A 15,389-nucleotide genomic window follows, 5' to 3' on the forward strand; every position below is an offset into this window, starting at 1 on the left:
GACCGCCGGAAACATCACACCATGGTGTTGGAGGTGTTGCAGGTGTTACAGGTGTTGCGATGCGGCGTCCGTGCCGCGGTTGTTGTACTGACTCAGGCGGCCTGCGGCACGCGCAGCGAGCGCACCAGCCCACCGATGTCCACGATCAGCGAGACCCGTCCATCGCCCAGGATGGTGGCGCCGGACACGCCCGGGATGCGGCGGTAGTTGTTCTCGATGTTCTTGACCACCACCTGTTGCTGGCCGAGCAGTTCGTCCACTTCCAGCGCGATCTTCTGGCCATCGCCTTCGACCACCACCACCAGCGGTTCCTGCGAGGACTGCTGCCCGCCGAAGCCGTAGTAATCGGTAAGCGACAGGATCGGCAGGTATTCGCCGCGGACCCGCAGCACCCGGCCGTCGCCGGCCATCGAGCGGATGTCTTCCGGTGCCGGCTGCAGGGCTTCGAGCACATAGGCCAGCGGCAGGATCAGGGTTTCGCCGGCCACCGACACGGTCATGCCGTCGAGGATGGCCAGGGTCAGCGGCAGGCGGATCAGTACGCGGGTACCGCTGCCGGCGTTGCTTTCCAGCTGCACTTCGCCACCCAGGCCCTGGATGTTGCGGCGGACCACGTCCATGCCCACGCCACGGCCGGACAGGTCGGTGACGGCATCGGCGGTGGAGAAGCCCGGTGCGAAGATCAGGTCCCACACCTGCGCATCGGTCGGGTTGTCCGGCACGGCGATACCGCGTTCGGCGGCTTTTTCCAGGATCTTGGCGCGATTGAGGCCACGGCCGTCGTCGCTGACTTCGATCACGATATGACCACCCTGGTGCGAGGCCGCCAAGGTAATCGTGCCGGTCTCGTCCTTGCCGGAGGCGCGACGCGCATCGGGCATTTCCAGACCGTGGTCGATCGAGTTGCGCACCAGGTGCACCAACGGATCGGCAATCTTTTCGATCAGGCCCTTGTCCAGCTCGGTGCCTTCGCCGATGGTGCGCAGGCGCACCTGCTTGCCGAGGCGGCTGGAGAGGTCGCGGACCAGGCGCGGGAAGCGGCGGAACACCGCATCCACCGGCAGCATGCGCACGCCGATGACCGCTTCCTGCAGGTCGCGGGTATTGCGTTCGAGCAGATCCAGGCCGGCGAACAGCTGTTCGGCGTGCGCCGGATCCAGGCCGGTGGAGACCTGCTTGAGCATGGCCTGGGTGATGACCAGCTCGCCGACCAGATTGATCAACGCATCGACCTTGTCGACGCTGACGCGGATCGAGGTTTCCGCTTCGGCAGCGGCGGCCTTGGCCGGCGTGGCAGCAGCAGCGGCCGCAGGTTCGGCAGCAGCGGCAGGTGCCGCAGCGACGGCGACCGGTGCCGCAACAGCGGCTTCGACGGCCAGGCTCGGCGGCGGGCCGGGCACCGCCATCGGGCGGATGTCCAGCTCGCAATCGTCCACCACCCAGGCGAAGGTGTCTTCGATCTTGCTGCGCGGAATCTTGCCGATCAGGCCCAGATCCCAGGCCAGGTAGGCTTCCAGCGGGTCGATGTTCTCAAAGCCCGGCATGCGCTCCAGGCGTGCGGCAATCTGCAGCGGGCCCAGATGCTCGAGCTCGCGGATGATGCGCAGCGGGTCGTTGCCGCTCATGAACAGCGACGGCGCCGGGGTGAATCCGATATGCCAGGCCTCGGGCTCTTCTTCCTTCGGCTTGGCGACCGCGGCGGCGGTCGGCGCTTCGCCGGCCAGCACGGCGTTCAAACGGGTATGCACGGCCTTGACCGCGGCCGGGTCGGCCGGGGTGCCGTGTTCGGCTTCGCGCAGCAGGGCGCGCAGCACGTCGACCGAGCCGAGCATGGCGTCGACCGCATTGGGTTCGAGCTGGCGCTTGTTGGAGCGCAGCTCGTCCAGCAGCGTCTCCAGCACGTGGGTCAGGCCGGCGACGGCTTCGAAACCGAAGGTGGCCGCGCCGCCCTTGATCGAGTGCGCGGCGCGGAACACCGAGTTGATGATTTCCGGGTCGCGGTTGCCCTCTTCAAGGGACAACAGCCCGGCCTCCATCGCGTCCAGCCCTTCGCGGCTTTCCTCGAAAAAGGTGGCGTGGAAACGTTGCAGGTCCATGCTCATGGGCGTGAGATCCGATGGTGAAGCGAGTAAGGATTAACCCAGAACTTTCTGGACGGTGGCGATCAGCTGTTCCGGATTGAACGGCTTGACCAGCCAGCCGGTGGCACCGGCGGCCTTGCCTTCGGACTTCTTGTCGGCCGCCGACTCGGTGGTGAGCATCAGCATCGGGGTGAACTTGTAGTCCGGCAGCTGGCGCAGCTCGCGGATCAGCGAGATGCCGTCCATGTTGGGCATGTTCACGTCGGTCACCACCGCATTGAAGCGTTGGCCCTTCGCGCGGCCCAGCGCAACGGCGCCGTCCTCGGCTTCTTCGACGGCAAAGCCGGCAGAGGTGAGGGCGAAAGAGACCATCTGGCGCATTGACGCCGAATCGTCCACCACCAAGATACGTGCGCTCATGCGGCGTTCTCCACAGATTTCAGGTTGTCATTGGATGCGGAAAGTCCGAGCGCGTCGGTGACGCCGAGCAGACGGGCCGCATCTCTAAAAGTGTCGTTGCAGCCATCGAATTCGGTATGCAAGCCCGCCTGGCGGCGGCTCTGCACAAAGGCGCAGAGCAACTGCACGCTGGCGGTATGGATGCGCCGGACGTCGCCGGCATTGAGCACCAGGTCGCCGTCCTGGGTCAGGAACGCGGCAAGCTTCTGCTTGAGGTCGGCGCTGGTCTCGATGCCGAGATCCTCACCCAATGTCACTGTGCTCATTGTTGCTCCGAACGGATGGTTCTATGCGTACTAACGGCGGGGGGCGGGAAAGCTTTAACGCTGAATCGTTGCGTGTGCAGGTGCGCGTCAGCTGCGCGCTGGATCAATGCAGCAGATGGCTGGCATCGAGCAGGATCATCGGTTGATGGCCCAGCCGCGCGACGCCGCGGAACAGGTTGTTGGAAATGCGGCACAGGCGGGCGTTGTCCGGCGGCTCGATCTGCTGATCGGTCAGGCTGGTCACATCCTCCACCGCCGACACGCGCAGGCCCATGGTTTCGCCATTTTCTTCCAGCACCACCACACGCGTCTGCAGATCCATGTCGATCGGTGCCGAGCCCAGATGCATGCCCAGGTCGATCACCGGCACCACCTGGCCACGCAGGTTCATGATGCCGAGCATTGCGCTGGCGGTGCCGCGCAGCGGCAGCAGCGGCACCGGCAGCACCACTTCCTGCACCTTGAGCAATTCCAGCGCGTAGGTCTGCTCGCCGCAGCGCAGGCGCAGCCAGCGCGTACTGCGTTCGCTGGCGCGCCGTTCGGCCTGGATGTGCTCGGCCTGGCCGGGAGCCAGCAGCGCCTGCAGGCCTTGCGGATAGATCGGCGACGGTGGTGCGCGGTGCGGTGCCGGTGCAGGGCGCGGCGGTGCCGGAGCGGGTGCCGGCGGGGCGGGTGCGGCATCGGCGAAGGCCGGGTCGGCATCCATCTCCGACAACAGATCGGCCGCCAGCAGGTCCGCGCCGGAGGCAGCGGTGGCAAACGCCGGGTCGGCGTCCATTTCGGCCATCAGGTCGGCGGTGCTCATGAACGGGCTGGGTGCAGCGGCGGCAAAGGCCGGGTCGGCATCCATTTCGGCGAGGAAATCGGCAGCGATATCCGCGGCGCTGGGCGCGGCAACCACCGGCGGCCCGAAGGCCGGGTCGGCATCCATTTCGGCCAGGAAGTCTGCAGCGATATCCGCGGCGCTGGGTGCAGCGACCACCGGCGGCCCGAAGGCCGGGTCGGCATCCATTTCGGCCAGGAAGTCTGCAGCGATGTCCGCGGCGCTGGGCGCGGCAGCCACCGGCGGCCCGAAGGCCGGGTCGGCATCCATTTCGGCGAGGAAATCGGCAGCGATATCCGCGGCGCTGGGCGCAGCAGCCACCGGCGCCCCGAAGGCCGGGTCGGCATCCATTTCTGCGAGGAAGTCTGCAGCGATCGCGTCGGCGCTCAGCACCGCGGCAACCGCGTGGGCGGTAGCCGCTTCCGACACGGCGGCCGCTTCGGGAGCCGCTGCAGCCTGCACCGGCGGCTCGGCCAGCGCGAGGTCTGCGTCCGCAGGCGCCGGAGTTTCGCTGGCAGCAGGGGCGGCAGCGGTGGCAGCGGGGATCTCGACGCCGGTATCGTGCAACAGGCCTTCCAGATAGTCGTCCAGCTCACCGTTGGCGGTGTGGTTGCTCATGCAGCTTGCTCCATACGCATCGCGTCATCGGCCAGCACCCATTCCAGCGCGCGGCGATAGGCGGACAGGCCGCGGCCCTGGTAGTCGCCGCCGGTGGCGGGAACGGTCAGTGCGGCGGCATTGCAGATTCGGGTATCCACCGGCACCGCGTCTTCCCAGACGACGGCGCCATAGGTGTCCTGCATCTCCTTGAGTGTCTCGGTACCGGCGCGGGTGCGCCGGTCGAACAGGGTCGGCAGGATCGACACCGGCAGCGCGCGGCGGCGCGAGCGCTGCACCATGTCGGCAGTCCGCACCATGCTGGCCAGGCCATGCAGCGCCAGCGGCTCGGCCTGGGTCGGCACCACCACGCGGTCGCAGGCGGCCAGGGCGTTGATCATCAGCAGGCCGAGTGTGGGCGGGCAGTCGAGCAGGATGTAGTCGTGCTGGCCGGCATGCCGGGTCATCGCGTTCTGCAGCGCCAGGCCCAGGCCGGGCTGGTTGGCGCTGCGGCGTTCCAGCGTGGCCAGTGCGGCTTGTGCGCACACATAGGACAGGCCGGGGATGGCGCTTTCATGGGCCAGGCTGGCCAGGTCGCTCGGCGGGGTGCCGAACAGGTCCAGCACACCGCGCGGCGGCGGGTCGATCGCCACACCGAACGCGCGGGTGAGGGAGGAGTGCGGATCGAGGTCGATCAACAATACCCGGTGGCCGAGCGCGGCCAGGCCGCGACCCAATGCCAGCGTCGTGGTGGTCTTGCCGACGCCGCCCTTTTGGTTGGCGATTGCCCAGATACGCATCTCACTGCACTCCTTGAATTACGGCGGGGACGGAACTTGTGCCGCTTTCGGTGGTGACGGCCGTTTGGCCGCCGTCAGACTTGGGAAGCTTGGGCGCCCCGGCGGCGGTCGCATGCATCTGCGATGGCGGATCGGGTGCGAGTGAGCCAGCCGAGTCAGCGAGGATGATCAACACCACACGCCGGTTCGCATTCCGTCCCGCCTCAGTGCTGTTATCGGCACGTGCGCGGAATTCTCCATAGCCCACCATCGCCAATCGTTGCGGGGCCACGCCGTCGTCGGCAAACAGGTGCACCACGCTGGCGGCGCGCGCGGCCGACAGCTCCCAGTTGGAGGGGAACTGTGCGGTGGCGATCGGCTGGTTGTCGGTATACCCCTCCACGCGCACGCCATTGGGCGCATCGCGCAGCACCGCGGCCAGCGCCGACAGGGTGCCGCGGGCGCTGCCGGCCAGCGAGGCCGAGCCGGTGCCGAACAGGATGTCGCTGTTGATCTCCACCTCGATCCACAGGTCGTTGCGGCGGATGGTGATGAGTTTCTGCTCGATCAGCGGCGCCAGCGTCTTGCTCAGCTGCTGGGCCACCGCGTCCATCTGCCGCTGCGCGCGCGCCAGCTGCGCCTGGTTACGCAGCGACACCGGCATGCGCATCTGTGCGGCCATCGACGGCAGCAGGGTGGGGTCGGTCGGTCCGCTGGAGGCGGCCATCGGCGCGCCGGCCTTGATCACCGAGGGGCGGTCGTAATCGGCGCCCAGGGTCTGGGTCTTGCCGATCTGCACCGGGCTGGCGGCAGTGGACGAGCCGCCGAAAGCGGTGGTCAGCGCCTGCGCCATGACCTTGTACTTGCCCTCGTTGAGCGAGGAGATCGCGTACATCACCACGAAGAACGCCAGCAGCAGCGTCATCAGGTCGGCATACGGGATCGCCCACGCTTCGTGGTTGCCATGGTCTTCGTGATGTTTGCGACGGCGGGCCATGACGGGACTAATGCAAGTATCCGGCCAATTTCGACTCGATGTTGCGCGGGTTCTCGCCCTGGGCGATCGCAATCAGGCCTTCGATCGCCATTTCGCGCTCGTTGGTACTGCAGTGGATGACGCTCTTGAGCTTGGCGGCGACCGGCAGGAACAGCAGATTGGCCGAGGCGATGCCGTAGATGGTGGCGGTGAACGCCGCGGCGATGCCATGGCCGAGCATGGCCGGGTCGGCCAGGTTCTTCATCACCGCCATCAGCCCCAGCACCGCGCCGATGATGCCCAGCGTGGGCGCATAGATGCCCATGCCTTCGAACACCTTGGCCGCGGCAAGATCCTGACGCTCCTGGTTGTCCATTTCGATCTCGAGCATGTGCCGCATGGATTCGGGCTCCACGCCATCGACCAGCATCTGCAGGCCCTTGCGCAGGAACGCGTCGTCCTGGCGCGGGAGCTGGTCTTCCAGGCCCAGCAGGCCCTGGCGGCGGGCGATGTTGCTCCATTCGACGATGCGCGCCAGCAACTGCGGGCGGTCGCTGGCCGGCGGCTGGATCACCCAGCGCAGGATCTTGAAGGCGCGCCGGAAAACTGCCGGCGAGGTGTGCAGCAGGATCGCCGCCACGGTGCCGACGATCACGATCACGAAGGCAGCCGGCGACCACAGCGACGAAATGCCGGCGCCTTTCAACACGCTGCCGCCCACGATCGCCACGATCGCGAGCACCAGTCCGATGATGCTGAGTCTGTCCATGGAAGCGATATCGGCGCGAGCCCGGCGGACTTGATAGACGCACTCGGTCGATGCGCCAGAAAGTTGTCGTTTTTGCGGCATGGGCCGCTTACACGCTGGCGTCGATGCAGGGTTGACAGGTCATCGGCGCATGCGCTTCCGACCAAGGCGTGTCATCGATGCCGCAGCAGGCCCCGCCGCGCTTGCGCGTGTACGCAGGCAACAAGCGCGCGCATGTTCGGTGTGGCGATCGCGTTGGCGATGGCCGCCAAGCGGCGTGTGGCAGGCGATGCCCTCACGTCGATCCAGTCTGTTGCTGAGCTCGGTTTCAAATGAGGTGTGTGCTGGCGCGTCGGCAAACCGCTTGCGTCCGGTTGCGGGCAAGGGTGTGTTGCTTGCAGCGATCAGCCTGCTGCAGCCGGCAACGCGGCAGGCCGTGCCATGCCGCGTGCAAGCGTGGCGGGCCGGCCGGCCATCGTGGATGCCTTGCAATGCCGCGGGCCTGTTGCGGGGCAGAATGCGCTGCCGCATGGGCTGTGCTACTTAGCTTTCCACGGTATTAGAACGATCTAATTGCATCTGCGTGGAAGCGGACGCAAGAGGAGGGGGGGCGCAACGGCGCCGGATATTTTTGTGTCACTTCGCGCAGCGTTCTTGGCGGATCGTTGGATCGACAGGAATCGGCCGAAGCCAATCACTATTGGGAGAGCATGATCGAAATGAACTGCATGCCATTCGCACGCAACCGCAGCGCGCTGTCCGCCGGTATCGCCATCGTCTTGTTCGCGAGCGCCGCCTCTACCACCGCTGCCGCCCAGCAGGCCGGCGTCACGCCGGCGCCCACCGGCCAGGCCGAGGTGCAGGCCACGGACCTGGATGCGGTGACGGTGACCGGCTACCGCTACGCGATCGAAAAAAGTCTGGAGCAGAAGCGCAACGCCAACGCCGTGGTCGATGTGATCACCGCCGAGGACGTGGGCAAGTTCCCCGACAAGAACGTGGCCGATGCGCTGCAGCGCGTGCCCGGCGTGGTCATCAGCCGCGACGGCGGCGAAGGCAAGAACGTCAGTGTGCGCGGCCTGTCCTCGGAGCTGGTGCTGACCGAATTGAACGGCAACTACATCGCCACCGCCGAATCCAACGGCGACCCGACGCGCTCGTTCAACTACACGCTGCTGCCGTCGAACCTGCTGGGCAGCGCGGAGCTGTACAAGACCCCGGAAGCACGCATCGACGAAGGCGGCATCGGCGGCACGGTGATCCTGCAGACGCGGCGCCCGCTGGAACTGGAGCCACATTCCGGCTTCGTCTCGGCCGAGGGCACCTGGTCGGATACCAGCAAGAAGACCGACGGCCAGTTCTCCGGTTCGTACTCGTGGCACGACAAGGACAACCGCTTCGGTGTCTTCGTGGGCTACACGCAGCAGAAGCGCACCGCTCGCACGCTCAATGCCAGTACCGAGAGCTGGCAGTGGTACGGCCGCGACGAAGTCGGCCCGGCGGTCGACGTGAACGGCAATCCGTCGGACTTCAACGCCAACTGGTGGGGCGGTACCGGTTTCTGGGACCAGAACAGCAATTACTACACCGGTTTCATGATGCCGACGGCGGTCAGCCTGGACGCCAAACGCGAGGAGCGCGAGCGCAAGGGCGGGCAACTGACCTTGCAGTTCAAGCCGACCGACGACCTGACGCTGACCGCGAACTACTTCCGCTTCGACCTGTCGCAGGACTCGCAGACCAATACCATCAAGATTCCCGAGTGGAACATTGCCCGCTATAACGGCGACGGCAACTGGCGCGGCGGCCGTCTGCTCGACGGGCTGCAGTTCGATCCCAGCGGCACGATTGTCACCGGTGCCGCCTACAGCCTGCGTCCGGGCAAGACCTATTATTGCAGCGAGGCGCAGGCCGCCGCGGCCGGCCTGCCGCCAGGCGGCTGGGGCTCGGACGATTGCACGGTGCCGACGCCGCAGATCACCGGCAGCTACAACATCGAGAAATCGCAGTCGCAGACGGTGGACCTGGGCGGCGAATGGCGTGGCGAGCAGGTGGACGTGGCGTTCAAGGTCGGCCGCACCTGGGCCAAGGGCGGGCCGGAGCTACAGTTCTCCCTGCCGATCAAACCGCGCCTGCAGAACGCCGACGGCAGCTGGACCAATGGCAACTTCGCCAGCGCCTGGGACCTGACCGGCACGCCGTCCATGACATTCTCGCCGCAGCTGATGCAGAACCTGCGCGACGGCATCCTGCAGGTCGACCTGGGCTCGACCGGCTCGTCCTGGACCCGCAACACCAATCAGCAGCAGTACGCGCAGATCGATACCACCTGGCATTTCGATGGCGAGGTCGTCGACTCGCTGCAGTTCGGCCTTAAGCGTCGCGACGGCGGCATCCACCGCAGTACGGGCAACAACTACTGGGTGTGCCCGGGCACCGATCCGGGCGACTACGACAACCGCTACTGGAACGGGCGCTGCAATGCCATCGCCACCCAGTTCTCGCCGGGCCTGCTGTTCGCGCAGGACAACCTGGCCGGTGGCGTCAACGCCAGCGCGTTCCCGGCGATCAACTTCCCGGGCTACATCGGCTATTTGAACCAGACCTACGGTGCGATGCAGACCCGCAGCGAAGACAACTTCGTCTACAACGTCGACGAGGAGATCTATTCCACCTACCTGCAACTCAACTTCCACACCGAGCGGCTGCGTGGCAACGTCGGCGTGCGGGTGGCGCGCACCGGCCAGCGTGCCGATTCCACCGACAAGGTGACCGCCTACAACGACTACTTCTTCGATGGCGCCGACGGCAATCCGCTGGCCTGCCAGCAGGGCGCCGCCATGCCCAGCGGCGCCCCGGCCGACACCTATTGCGGGACCGAAGGCTACTGGCGTTTGTCCGACAGCGTGCAACGCACCGAGTCGTTCGTGGTCAGCGGGCTGGACCGCAACTACACCGACGTGCTGCCGAGTTTCAACCTGGCCTACGACCTGACCGAGAACCTGCTGCTGCGTGCGGCAGCCGCGAAGGTGATCGCACGTCCCAGCTACAACGACATCGCCGCGCCTGGCAGCCTGGAGTTTTACAGTCCCGAGTACGTGGCCGACCGGCGCCTGACCGGCGGTGCCAGCGAGCAGGGCTGGTACGGCTCGGGCAGCAACAAGAACCTGGAGCCGTACAAGGCCAACCAGTTCGACCTGGGGCTGGAATGGTATTTCCAGCCGGGCTCGGTGGCAGGTGTGGGACTGTTCCGCAAGAACGTGGAGAACTTTGCGGTCGACGTGATCAGCGACGTGAACATGATGGTCGACGGGCAACCAGTTACCGTGCAGAACTACAGCACCCAGGCCGGCGGCCAGGACGCGGTCTCGCAGGGTGTGGAGCTCTACGCGCAGCACACGCTGCCATTCGGTCTTGGTGTGCAGTTCAACTACACCTACAACGATGCCAGCAAGGCGGCGGTGCGGCTGGAGGACGGCACCGAGGTCGGCAAGACCTCCATGCCGGGCAGCGCCAAGAACCAGACTAACCTCACCGTGTTCTACGAGACCGACAGCCTGCTGCTGCGTGCCTCGTACAACCGTCGCGGCGAGCTGGTGCAAGGCCTGGTCAACGGGTTGAACGTCTACGAGGAGCCGTACTACCAGGTCGATCTGAACGCGGCGTACAACATCACCCCGGCGCTCAGCCTCACCGCCTCGGTGCTGAACCTGACCAAGCAGGAGTCACGCTCGCACCTGGGCGAAGACACCCGCGCCCGCTTCTACACCGGCGGCTACGCAGGCCGGCTGGCGTACCTGGGGCTGACCTACAAGTTCTAGCGCCAACGTGTCGCGCCCATGCCTGCCGCGTGGCGGTATGGGCGCGATGGTTCGGTGACGGCCGGACTGCAGTGTTCGCTGTCCGCGACGACATTGTCGCGTGTGCGCGGTCGTTCACCGCAGGATCTCAGCGCATGAGGTCTTTGCTGGTGCGAATGCTCTCCCTGTCCCCGGTGCCGTCGCTGGCCACGCCGACGCTGGCTGCCGCACCGCGGTCAAACCGTCGCGCGATGCGGCGATCTAGTCGGGCCTTGCTGAAAAGAAGTGGACCTGGGCCCGTTATTTCGACCCGTTATTTCGACACCCCGGGCGACGACGCAGCGCCATTTCGTCGGCGATCCGGGTGATTCATCTGCGGCTTCTGTGGCTTGGTCGCAAGCGGATTGCCACGCCCCCGCGCGGATGGCAACTTGCAGCGGCGATCACGTCGACCTGGAGCCCCCCGCATGACCCCCGTTGCCCTGTATTCGCCCGATCCAGCCCGCGGCTGGCTGCCCTGGGCCTGGGTGACGCCGATCCTGATGATCCTGTTCAACGCGGCACCAGCGATCGCGCTGGACGGGTGGATGCAGTCGCAGCATTGGTCGACGCCGCACGGCGATCCGATCGGCCTCGCTGGCTTGTATGCGCTGTTGTGGATCGGCTTCGCGCCGACGCTGGCGGCCGTGCTCGTCTGGGTACGCTTCGTCGAAGGGCGCTCGCTGGCGAGTATCGGGCTGACCGGTCCGGCGCCGCTGAAAACCTTCCTTCGCGGACTGGCCGTTGGATTCGGCACGATCGCGCTGGTCGTAGTCGCGATCTGGATGGCTGGCGGCATGCAGGCGGCGGGCTTGGGGCAGGCCTGGCGGTCGCCCGTCAGTCTGCTGCACATCAGTCTGCTGCTATTGAGTTTCATGTTCCAGGCGAGCGTGGAGGAAGTCATCTTCCGCGGCTGGATGCTGTCGGTGGTGGCGCGCAAGACCAATGTCGCGGTAGCAGTGCTGCTGGTGTCGCTCGTTTTCTGCTTCCTGCATTTCAGTCCGCACCAGCCGCCCCTGGTCATGCTCGGCACGTTCCTGTTCTCGCTGTTCGCCTGCGCCTGGGCGCTGCGGACCGGCAATATCTGGGGCGTGATGGGCTGGCACGCGGGGTGGAACTGGTTGCTCGCGACCGGCTTCGAATTGCCCGTCACCGGCATCGATGCGCACTTGCCGGCGCTGCTGGTGGCGCTACGCCCGCAAGGCCTCGACGCTCTGACCGGTGGCGCTCAAGGGCCGGAAGGCAGTTACCTGTGCAGCGTCTTCTTCGTCGCCGCGATCGCGTGGATCCAGTGGCGAAAGACGCGCGGAGCCCAGAACTTTTCGCCGACCAGCAGGTAACGCCACTGCCTGGGCGGCATCGCCCCGTCCCGGCCCTTGCCGATCGGATGCTGGTTCGCGCCGTACCGGCGACGACAACGCAATGGAGCGTCTGCTAGCGCTCGGTGGGCCGATCGACGCTCCGCTACGGGGCTTCTCGGTAGGGTAGGGGAACTGCTATCCAATACTAGAATTAGGGATGTTTATCGGGGGTAGGGCAGCTCCCGACCCTAAGCGGTCACTCAAAAGAACGGGCTCAGATTCACTTAAGGAAGTCGACCTGACCCTGAGGTTTCAGAACTACAGCACCCAGGCCGGCGGCCAGGACGCGGTCTCGCAGGGTGTGGAGCTTTACGCGCAGCACACGCTGCCGTTCGGCCTTGGTGTGCAGTTCAACGACACCTACAACGATGCCAGCAAGGCGGCGGTGCGGCTGGAAGACGGTACCGAGGTCGGCAAGACCTCCATGCCGGGCAGCGCCAGGAACCAGATCAACCTCACCGGGTTCTACGAGACCGATAGCCTGCTGCTGCGCGCGTCGTACAACCGTCGCGGTGAATTGGTGCAAGGCCTGGTCAACGGGTTGAACGTCTTTGAGGAGCCGTACTACCATCGATGTCAACGCGGCCTACAACATCACCCCGGCGCTCAGCCTCACCGCCTCGGTGCTGAACCTGACCAAGCAGGAGTCACGCTCGCACCTGGGCGAGGACACCCGCGTCCGCTTCTACACCGGCGGCTACGCAGGCCGGCTGGAGTACCTGGTGCTGACCTACAAGTTCTAGGTCCTAGTGTGTGGCGCCCATGCCTGCCGCGTGGCGGTATGGGCGCGATGGTCTAGTGTCGCCTGAACCATTATGAACGGGGTGCCCATTCCCCCTAAAAAGATCCCCGGCGCCCAGTTGTCTGATATCGAGGTAAATTGCATGCTGCTGTATAAGTTCAAAGGTGCGAGCGACGCGCTCTACGCCCTCGACATCGCAATTCACGAACGGCTCTACTGCTCCGATTACGCTTCTTTGAATGATCCCTTTGAGGGTCAATTTCGCACTTATGTAAAGCGTAGACAGGGAGACTTCAACTTACAATTTGTATCAAACTTCGGTTCGCATGAACGGATCGCGCATCCGAGCTTGGATAAGTTAATTGGCGGCAAAAAAGTGTGCAGCCTCACAACAGCTTGGTCTGACGTGAGGATGTGGGCTCTCTATGGCGACAGTTCAAGAGGGCTTGCTTTTGAGTTTGAAGTAGATGAGAACCATCCTCTTCTTCACCGGGTCTACTATCTCGAAAATCTTTATAAGGTCGAGAGCCGAGACCTGAAATCTACGACGGCCGAAGAAGTTCTTAGCTTCAAAACAGATCACTGGCTATATGAGCATGAGTGGCGATTCATCTCCGACTCCTGTTACGTAGAACTTCCTGGCCAACTGAAACGAATTCTGCTGGGCAACCGCGTAGACAAGGCGATGAAGGAGGCGGTCCTCAAAGTGGCGCCACCTAATGTGGCTGTACATATGGTTAGCTTGGATCCTGCCGAGGTCTGCATGCAAATCGTTTCCCCCCCGCTGGAGCGGTCTGCTATCGACCGGTCAAGTCTGGAACAGAAACTGAGGCCGTGAGGCCTAGCCGGTCCCACGCCATAGCCAGATTGGTTTGGCCAGCGCGCAAGTCGGGCTTTAGGGCTTCAAACAATGCTTCTACGTCATCATCTGCAATCTCTAGATCAAGCCGAGCCATTGCAATTGCCTTGTGAAGTGGCGGTAGAACATGTTCTCTGTGGAGATCAAGCACCGTGAAAGCCAACTTGGTCCATTCTTCATGGGAGGCCCCAGACGATTCCAAGAGGATTCTCTTAGCTTGAACAGCGGAAAAGATCGGCCCAACAACTGCCAAATAGTTTTTTCCTGCCCTCACCGCATCCAGACTTGCTACTGCACCTGCTGCGTTGATTTTTGCTAGCGCCGCAGTGAAATCTCGAAATGCTTCTGCTGGTTGAGTACGCGGATCAGCTAGCATCGCCGATGCCTGAGATATCTCAGTCATGCCAACAACTGCAGCAAGAATGGTGTCCTTTGCCGATTGATGTCGCCGGTCTTTTGCTCTTTGGAGCCGATCGTTCTTCAGTTGGAGGCTAATTCCGCAAAGTGCTGCCACAACTGTGATTACTCCAACAGCAGTGGTTGCTCCCGCGCCTATCCACGCGGCATGCAGCGTTGCCTGTGCAGCTATCCAATTTTCGATCACAGTTCCCCCGGTCACTTTTTCTCAGACGACTGCATAAAAAAGGCTTCCGCTTGAGCATGCTCCAGGCGAAACCCTGATGGCTAGCACCGAACTTAACTTGGTCAGAGGGGAGTGTGCACACTTCCTAGTAATTTTGCCGTAATAGGGTCAGGTGCACTTATCAGGCGACGGCGCTCGGCTCGCGTGGCCCGTATGGAACTGCGCCAGCGGCGCACACAGCCGCACGAGACCCGCCAGCGCGTATTGACACGCCAGACCGAGTACTTGCAATCTATTCCCAAGGAGCGTCGAAACTCCTCTAGTAGCGGTACCCACCTCCGTCAAACCGGTGGGTTTTTTGTGCCTGCATCCCGCAGGTACAAGCCGACGCAATGCCTGTGTCGGGAGGGCGGCTAATACAACACCCGCAAGGGGAATACGCCCGCCGGCTACTAGCGGTTTCGAACCTCCCGACATCCCGTCGCCGTTGGTGGCGGTTCTTGGGTTGTTCCAGGAGGGCGTTGCCATGTCTACCGCATCATCCATGCCGGCATCTGTGCCGGTTGATCTGTTGCCAGCTTCCGCTCACCGCCTGCTGTGGGATGTGGTCGAGGTGCTGCGCCGGCTCGCCGCACGCGCAGCTGTTGAGCAGGCGAGCGAGCATCCTGCGCATCCGCTGAGTCGCCAGCTCGGTGCGTTGCCGCAAACCTTGCGCAGCCGGTTCGCACGCAGTGCCGTGGCGCTGCAGCAGTGCGCGGCCGCATCCATCACCCGCCACCAGCCGGAGGCGTCATGACACGCCGCCGCCCACCCACGGCATCTGCCAGCGCACGGCCCACCCGCACACGCCCCGCGCCGCCCAAGCGGGTGCAGTGGGTTGTTGTGGAACCCGACCGCACGAAGCTGCCACCGATGCTGCCGCCCGACCCGGACGCCTCTCCGCAAGGCCCCGGCACGCTACGCGCACCCCGCCGCGCCCGCCGCCCGCGCCAATGCACGGTCAGCTACACCCATTACCCCGGGGCCCACGACCACGCCGGCGACCAGCACGTGCCGCACGTCCGCCTCAGCGGCCTATGGCTGGAACAACTGGGCTTTGCCATCGGCACCAAGCTGCGCATCACCGCCAGCGAAGGGCAGCTGCTGATGGAGGTGTTGCCGCCGGTGGAGGTGCCGGCCAAGGCGCGCAGCGTGCGGCGATGATGCTGCGGCTGCCAGACCCCTTGCGATTGACCTCGGTGCCGGATGCCACTAGCGTCGCAGCCACACCAGCGCA

13 protein-coding genes and 1 pseudogene are annotated in these 15,389 nt (G+C 64.7%); 6 read left to right on the forward strand and 8 right to left on the reverse strand.

Features of this window, described 5'->3' with window-relative positions; translation table 11 throughout:
- Positions 1 to 92 precede the first annotated feature (92 nt).
- The 7 genes from AC1PLS_RS09910 to AC1PLS_RS09940 all read right to left on the reverse strand — a co-directional run bounded on the left by AC1PLS_RS09910 (position 93) and on the right by AC1PLS_RS09940 (position 6,750).
- Positions 93 to 2,102 (reverse strand): chemotaxis protein CheA, encoded by a 2,010-nt coding sequence (locus AC1PLS_RS09910; protein ID WP_039527454.1) that lies wholly within the window; start codon positions 2,100 to 2,102, stop codon positions 93 to 95.
- A 33-nt stretch (positions 2,103 to 2,135) separates the two neighbouring features.
- A complete protein-coding gene (locus AC1PLS_RS09915) occupies positions 2,136 to 2,501 on the reverse strand; it encodes a response regulator (protein ID WP_002806565.1) in 366 nt (121 codons plus the stop codon).
- The gene (locus AC1PLS_RS09920; RefSeq protein ID WP_024937684.1) at positions 2,498 to 2,806 is read right to left on the reverse strand and encodes an STAS domain-containing protein; all 309 of its coding nucleotides are present in this window, start codon (positions 2,804 to 2,806) and stop codon (positions 2,498 to 2,500) included. The genes AC1PLS_RS09915 and AC1PLS_RS09920 overlap by 4 nt, the downstream gene beginning before the upstream one ends.
- A gap of 103 nt (positions 2,807 to 2,909) precedes the next feature.
- Entirely contained in the window at positions 2,910 to 4,247 is a 1,338-nt protein-coding gene (locus tag AC1PLS_RS09925) for a chemotaxis protein CheW (RefSeq protein WP_184517337.1), read from the reverse strand.
- Entirely contained in the window at positions 4,244 to 5,026 is a 783-nt protein-coding gene (locus tag AC1PLS_RS09930) for a ParA family protein (protein WP_024937682.1), read from the reverse strand. Before AC1PLS_RS09930 ends, AC1PLS_RS09925 begins: the two co-directional genes overlap by 4 nt.
- Position 5,027: 1 nt before the next feature.
- Positions 5,028 to 6,002 carry a flagellar motor protein MotD gene (gene motD, locus AC1PLS_RS09935; RefSeq protein WP_039515497.1) on the reverse strand — a complete coding sequence of 325 codons (975 nt, stop codon included), beginning with the start codon at positions 6,000 to 6,002 and terminating at the stop codon, positions 5,028 to 5,030.
- 7 nt (positions 6,003 to 6,009) lie between these two features.
- The gene (locus AC1PLS_RS09940; RefSeq protein WP_026064871.1) at positions 6,010 to 6,750 is read right to left on the reverse strand and encodes a flagellar motor protein; all 741 of its coding nucleotides are present in this window, start codon (positions 6,748 to 6,750) and stop codon (positions 6,010 to 6,012) included.
- 644 nt (positions 6,751 to 7,394) lie between these two features.
- Here AC1PLS_RS09940 and AC1PLS_RS09945 point away from each other — a divergent pair.
- The 4 genes and pseudogenes from AC1PLS_RS09945 to AC1PLS_RS09960 all read left to right on the forward strand — a co-directional run bounded on the left by AC1PLS_RS09945 (position 7,395) and on the right by AC1PLS_RS09960 (position 13,509).
- A complete protein-coding gene (locus AC1PLS_RS09945) occupies positions 7,395 to 10,550 on the forward strand; it encodes a TonB-dependent receptor (RefSeq protein WP_481104429.1) in 3,156 nt (1,051 codons plus the stop codon).
- Between the two features lie 446 nt (positions 10,551 to 10,996).
- Positions 10,997 to 11,908: a CPBP family intramembrane glutamic endopeptidase gene (locus tag AC1PLS_RS09950; protein WP_481104430.1), complete on the forward strand. Its 912-nt coding sequence runs from the start codon at positions 10,997 to 10,999 to the stop codon at positions 11,906 to 11,908.
- A gap of 274 nt (positions 11,909 to 12,182) precedes the next feature.
- Positions 12,183 to 12,672 (forward strand): annotated as a pseudogene (locus AC1PLS_RS09955) (TonB-dependent receptor domain-containing protein); the annotation flags it as partial.
- A 72-nt stretch (positions 12,673 to 12,744) separates the two neighbouring features.
- On the forward strand, positions 12,745 to 13,509 hold the full coding sequence (locus AC1PLS_RS09960; protein WP_481104431.1) for a DUF2971 domain-containing protein: 765 nt from the start codon (positions 12,745 to 12,747) through the stop codon (positions 13,507 to 13,509).
- Here AC1PLS_RS09960 and AC1PLS_RS09965 read toward each other — a convergent pair.
- On the reverse strand, positions 13,469 to 14,134 hold the full coding sequence (locus AC1PLS_RS09965; RefSeq protein WP_481104432.1) for a hypothetical protein: 666 nt from the start codon (positions 14,132 to 14,134) through the stop codon (positions 13,469 to 13,471). The two genes, AC1PLS_RS09960 and AC1PLS_RS09965, sit on opposite strands and share 41 nt — an antisense overlap.
- A gap of 505 nt (positions 14,135 to 14,639) precedes the next feature.
- Here AC1PLS_RS09965 and AC1PLS_RS09970 point away from each other — a divergent pair.
- Both AC1PLS_RS09970 and AC1PLS_RS09975 read left to right on the forward strand, forming a co-directional pair.
- Entirely contained in the window at positions 14,640 to 14,909 is a 270-nt protein-coding gene (locus tag AC1PLS_RS09970; protein ID WP_481104433.1) for a hypothetical protein, read from the forward strand.
- The gene (locus AC1PLS_RS09975) at positions 14,906 to 15,316 is read left to right on the forward strand and encodes a SymE family type I addiction module toxin (RefSeq protein ID WP_064508732.1); all 411 of its coding nucleotides are present in this window, start codon (positions 14,906 to 14,908) and stop codon (positions 15,314 to 15,316) included. The genes AC1PLS_RS09970 and AC1PLS_RS09975 overlap by 4 nt, the downstream gene beginning before the upstream one ends.
- Positions 15,317 to 15,389 lie beyond the last annotated feature (73 nt).

Source organism: Xanthomonas sp. NCPPB 3218, from assembly GCF_056725185.1.

Coding starts and splice junctions, on each gene's coding strand:
- AC1PLS_RS09950 (WP_481104430.1), top strand. CDS start 10,997: ATGACCCCCGTTGCCCTGTATTCGCCCGATCCAGCCCGCGGCTGGCTG.
- motD (WP_039515497.1), bottom strand. CDS start 6,002: ATGGCCCGCCGTCGCAAACATCACGAAGACCATGGCAACCACGAAGCG.
- AC1PLS_RS09930 (WP_024937682.1), bottom strand. CDS start 5,026: ATGCGTATCTGGGCAATCGCCAACCAAAAGGGCGGCGTCGGCAAGACC.
- AC1PLS_RS09915 (WP_002806565.1), bottom strand. CDS start 2,501: ATGAGCGCACGTATCTTGGTGGTGGACGATTCGGCGTCAATGCGCCAG.
- AC1PLS_RS09940 (WP_026064871.1), bottom strand. CDS start 6,750: ATGGACAGACTCAGCATCATCGGACTGGTGCTCGCGATCGTGGCGATC.
- AC1PLS_RS09960 (WP_481104431.1), top strand. CDS start 12,745: ATGAACGGGGTGCCCATTCCCCCTAAAAAGATCCCCGGCGCCCAGTTG.
- AC1PLS_RS09970 (WP_481104433.1), top strand. CDS start 14,640: ATGTCTACCGCATCATCCATGCCGGCATCTGTGCCGGTTGATCTGTTG.
- AC1PLS_RS09920 (WP_024937684.1), bottom strand. CDS start 2,806: ATGAGCACAGTGACATTGGGTGAGGATCTCGGCATCGAGACCAGCGCC.
- AC1PLS_RS09975 (WP_064508732.1), top strand. CDS start 14,906: ATGACACGCCGCCGCCCACCCACGGCATCTGCCAGCGCACGGCCCACC.
- AC1PLS_RS09925 (WP_184517337.1), bottom strand. CDS start 4,247: ATGAGCAACCACACCGCCAACGGTGAGCTGGACGACTATCTGGAAGGC.
- AC1PLS_RS09910 (WP_039527454.1), bottom strand. CDS start 2,102: ATGAGCATGGACCTGCAACGTTTCCACGCCACCTTTTTCGAGGAAAGC.